Origin of the sequence: Streptomyces sp. GbtcB6, assembly GCF_019091475.1 — a bacterium.
GTDB lineage: Bacteria > Actinomycetota > Actinomycetes > Streptomycetales > Streptomycetaceae > Streptomyces > Streptomyces hyaluromycini.
The window spans coordinates 1-4,432 of sequence record NZ_JAGXJL010000132.1 but is presented as its reverse complement, the minus strand read 5'-3'; the positions used below and the strand labels follow the sequence as shown (position 1 = coordinate 4,432).

The following is a 4,432-nucleotide window of genomic DNA, read 5'->3' as shown; positions in this document are numbered from 1 at the left end:
GTCTGAGGAACCGCTCGACGTCATCCTCACGGCCACCGGCTACCAGTACCTACTGCCCTTCCTCGACCCCGACCTGCTGACCTGGAAGCAGGGCCACCCGCAGCTGTATCTCAACGTGTTCTCAAGGGAGTTGGACAGCCTCTACGTCCTCGGCTTCATCGAGCTGGCAGGCGCCGCCTACACCCGCTTCGACGAGATGGCCCAGATGGTCCTCCTCGATATCCGGGCCCGCGAGACCGGCGTGCACCGCGCCGAGCTGGTCGCCCTCAAGCGGGACGACCGCCCCGACCTTCGCGGCGGGGTCAGCTACATCGACAGCCCCCGGCACGCCAACTACGTCCACGTCGACTCCTACGTCGCCTACCTGGCCGAGCTGCGTGACCGCTTCGTCTGGGCCGACTTCGACGCCCAGTCCTACGAGCCGCTCAGACGCCCGGACACGTCCATGACCAAGGCAGGAGCAAGCGCGTGAACCCCACTTTCTGGAACGGCCGCCACGTCGTCGTCACCGGCGGCAGCAGCGGCATCGGCCTCGCCGCGACCGAACTGCTCACAGAGGCGGGCGCGCTCGTGACCGTCCTCGCCCTCGACGACAACAACGCCAAGGCCCTGTGCCGGCGGGCCCTGCCGAACCTGGTCGTAGCCGCCGCCGATGTCACCGACCCCGAGCAGGTGGCCGCCGCCCTCGATGCCGGACGCGCCGCGCACGGCACGATCCGGTCCGTCATCGCCTGTGCGGGCATCGTCAAGCCGGGCTACTTCCACGAGCTGTCCGACGCCGACCTGCGCCGCCACATGGACATCAACTACTTCGGCACCCTGCACACCGTCCGCCGCGCACTGCCCGACCTGATGGCCACGCAGGCGGGCACGATCACCTGCATCTCCTCGGCCGCCGGGCTCGTCGGCGTCTTCGGCTACGGCGCCTACAGCCCGAGCAAGTTCGCGGTGCGGGGCCTGGTGGAGGTGCTGCGCCAGGAGTACAAGCCGCACGGCATCACGGTGACCGGGGTCTACCCGCCCGACGTCGACACCCCCATGCTTGCCGGTGAGCAGAAACTCAAGCCGCCGGAGCTCATCGCCCTGTCCAATGGTAGGAACCCGCTCAGCGCGGCCCAGGTCGCCCAGGCCATGCTCAAGGGCACCGAGTTCGGGCGGGCCAGCGTCGTCCCCGGTGCCGAGACCAAGGTGATCAAGTGGGTGGCCGGCGCGCTGCCGGGTCTACTGACAAGCTGGGCCGACGGCAAGATTGCCCAGGCCCAGGCCCAGGCCCGGGCGAAAGGCTTGGCCGGGCAGGCACAGGCATGAAGTGCCTGGTCACCGGGGCGACAGACTTCGTCGGCGCCATTCTCGTACGTGAACTGCTCGCTGCGGGCCACGAAGTGACCGCGTCCCGTGTGCCCGAGTTTGAGACGCAGTGGCTGGCGGACCTTCCGGTAACCATCCGGCTCGCGGACCTCACCGAGGCGGGCGCCGGGCGCGGACTCGTCGAAGGGCAGGGATGGGTCTTCCATGTCGCCAGGGACACCTGAACACGGTCCGCTCTGGCCGAGGGCCGCCGCAAGGTCAACACGCTCGTGCCCGGCCTCCTCGCCGACGCCGCCATGGGAGCCGGGTGCTGAGGTTCCTTCACACCTGCACCCTGGACGTGCTCGGCTACTTCGCCGACGGCCGTCCGGTCGACGAAGGCGGCGGGGACCCGCTCCTTCACGGGCAGCGGCTACATCCTCGCCGGGATGAACCGCCACCACCACGACGTGTTTACCCGGATGCCCGAACTCGTCGGCGCCTCACGCCGTCCCTATCGCGTTCCCACACCAACTGATTCCCCCTAGGGTGAGTTCGGGGTCCTGAACCCACGCATCACCAAGCAGGCACCCGGAGTCGACAGCGGCCTGGCCCGCTGCCTCTCGCTGCCCCAAGCAGCGTCCAGCGCCCGAGCCGAGCGGGAACTCGCCCCCGACCCGGGCGACATCGACACCGCGATTCTCGACGCCGCGCGCTGGTGCGACCAGTGCATGCCCGTCTGAGCTTGTCCTACCTTCCAAGCGTGGGTCTGAGCTGGTCATTCGTAAGATCGGCGGACCCGGGGGTTCTGGGTATGGCTGTGAGCTTGTCGCCGAGTAGCCGAGGGGAATCTCACCCCTCGGCTCTCACAGAACCGTGCGGAACGATCTCTCGTTACACGGCTCCTGCCGTCCTGTTCACCAGGCCGAGGCGGTGGTCCAGGACCAGTGCGAGAACATGCGGGGGTACCGCTGGGCGATCTCCCGCATCTTCGGCATAGCCTTCCGCGTGGACCCATGGCATGTGATCGCAGAACCGCCCGGGGGAAACCGCTCACGCCGCAGACGAATTCCGGCTATCTCAAAGTGCCGCGCGTATTCTTCCGCGACCTGCACGAATGGGAACTGATCCCGCGCAGGTTCGACCCCGCCCATGCCCTGAGAACGCCACCGAGTGTCCGAGCCCTGATGGGCTCGGGCTCGCGGATGATCGCCGATGGCATCTGGGCCAACTGCCGGAGGCGAAAGACAACCTGCAGGAGATGCCGGCCGATATTCCGCTCACCGACGATGAACGCGCCGCCGTCCACGACGGGCAGACCGCCCTCGACAAGCTCCTCGAACGACTCGCCGACGTTCCTACCTCCGCAGGGCCGACACCGAGCCAGATCGGCGCCCCCGCGGCTGCGACTCTGCTGCCGGTCATCGTCCTGACCGCCCGCACGCGATCGTGCCGCCCCGGTGAGCCGTGCTGAGGATCCCTCGAACAATATCCAGGTGTGGGCCAGCACGAGAAGATGCCAGAGTCACCGTCGTGACCTTGATGAACGTGCTTGTCGACTTCGCCCGGTCCGGCCGTATCGGCCCGCTTCACTGCGGCATGCCCCTGACCCAGGCCGAGGATCTCCTGGGCCCAGGACGCCCACACCCCGCCATCCGAATGAGACCGGACATTGACGGCTACTCCCACGCCTGGAACGGCCTGGAGCTGTCCATCACCCAACGCCTTGTCAGCGGAATCTCGATCAGCCTCCGGCCGGGCTCGACAACCAAGTTGCCGCCCCTGGTCTTGCCAGACTCAGAGTCCTACCCGTCCACAGTGCTCCGAGAAGACCTGATCGCCGGCCTTGACGCAGTCGACTGCCGCCACGACATCAACGACCGCCTCACGTTCGGGGAGCAATCCAGCATCCTTACCCAACCCGCCAACGTCTGCGCGGTGTTCTTCACGCCTGGCCGTAACGACCACGTGCCCCATCGTGAACGCCTCTACCTCGGTGTGATCCACAAGCACGCGGCTTGACATCTTTGAATCCACAGAACGCACTGGAACACGGTCTACGGCTACTTCACGAAATGGCAGCAGGAAGGGGTGTTCGCCCGCCTCAACGGCCTGCTCAGGCAACTGCTGCGGGAGAGCGTTCATGCCTCCAGCCAGGGCATCGATGCCGGGAAGTAGATCGTGGGCAGAAAGCGGAACATCGTCACCGACTCCACCGGTCTCCTGCTTGCCGTGCTGGTCACCGCGGCGAGCGTGCAGGACTCCGTCGCCGGCACCCGGCTCCTGGACCAGGTCGCCGCCGAACACCCGGGCATCCGCAAGGTGTGGGGCGACGGCGGCTACCGCCAGCACCTCGTCGAGCACGCAGCCACCCTCGGCATCGACCTGGAAATCACCGCCCGCACCCCTGGGACCAGAGGATTCACTCCGATCCCGAAGCGGTGAGCGGTCGAGCGGACCTCTCCTGGCGCGACCCGACACCAACGACTGAACAGCAGATTCCGCGATAAAACATCAGAATAAAACGACCTCTGCTGCACCACGAGTCCGGGCCCCCGCTGAGGCGGGGGCCCGGCTCTTTGTGTCCCAGAAGAAAGTGCGCCAGCGCCTGAACGCCAAGAGGGCTCAGAAGCTCCGGCGATCACGCGGTGGCCGCTCCTCGGCCCGTCTCCGTTCCGGCGGGCGCACCGAGCGCTGGGCGAGCGTTGTTCAGTTCGTGGCCTTTCGATAGGTCGTCTCGGTGAGTTCGGGCCAGTCGAACCGCTCGCGCAGCTTCGCCAGATAGGTCTGGTACGTCTCGCTGTTGACGTAGTTCGAGTGGCGCGGGCTGTCCAGGTACGGGATGCCACCGGTCAGGTCCGGCTGGTCGGCGCGCTTGAGCTCGTCCAACTCGACCTTGCGTACGCCGGTTTCGCGGGCGCGGATGTCCAGCACGACGAGCTGGGCCATCTCGTCGAAGCGGCGGTAGGCCGCGTCGGCGAACTCAACGAAGCCGAGCACGTACAGGCTGTCCAGCTCCCGAGCGAACACGTTGAGATACAGCTGCGGGTGATCCTGTTTCCAGGGCAGCAGCTTCTCGTCCAGGAACGGCAGCAGCGACTGGTAGCCGGTGGCCAGCAGGACGACGTCCACGTCCACTTCGCTG

4 protein-coding genes and 3 pseudogenes are annotated in these 4,432 nt (G+C 67.0%); 6 read left to right on the top strand and 1 reads right to left on the bottom strand.

Going from position 1 to position 4,432, the window contains the following annotated elements; translation table 11 throughout:
* The 6 genes and pseudogenes from KVT45_RS54645 to KVT45_RS58330 all read left to right on the top strand — a co-directional run.
* A pseudogene (locus KVT45_RS54645) lies at window positions 1-472 on the top strand (hypothetical protein); the annotation flags it as partial.
* Window positions 469-1,308, top strand: coding sequence for an SDR family NAD(P)-dependent oxidoreductase (locus KVT45_RS54640; protein WP_217562522.1), 840 nt, complete (start codon window positions 469-471; stop codon window positions 1,306-1,308). The pseudogene KVT45_RS54645 and the gene KVT45_RS54640, both read left to right, overlap by 4 nt.
* The gene (locus KVT45_RS54635) at window positions 1,305-1,532 is read left to right on the top strand and encodes an NAD-dependent epimerase/dehydratase family protein (protein ID WP_217562520.1); all 228 of its coding nucleotides are present in this window, start codon (window positions 1,305-1,307) and stop codon (window positions 1,530-1,532) included. The genes KVT45_RS54640 and KVT45_RS54635 overlap by 4 nt, the downstream gene beginning before the upstream one ends.
* A 1,016-nt stretch (window positions 1,533-2,548) precedes the next feature.
* The gene (locus KVT45_RS54630; protein WP_217562518.1) at window positions 2,549-2,761 is read left to right on the top strand and encodes a hypothetical protein; all 213 of its coding nucleotides are present in this window, start codon (window positions 2,549-2,551) and stop codon (window positions 2,759-2,761) included.
* Window positions 2,762-2,820: 59 nt separating this feature from the next.
* On the top strand, window positions 2,821-3,309 hold the full coding sequence (locus tag KVT45_RS54625) for a hypothetical protein (RefSeq protein WP_217562516.1): 489 nt from the start codon (window positions 2,821-2,823) through the stop codon (window positions 3,307-3,309).
* Window positions 3,310-3,330: 21 nt separating this feature from the next.
* Window positions 3,331-3,797, top strand: a pseudogene (locus KVT45_RS58330) (transposase); the annotation flags it as partial.
* Window positions 3,798-3,996: 199 nt separating this feature from the next.
* Here the strand turns inward: KVT45_RS58330 and KVT45_RS54615 are convergent.
* Window positions 3,997-4,432: pseudogene (locus tag KVT45_RS54615) on the bottom strand (hypothetical protein); the annotation flags it as partial.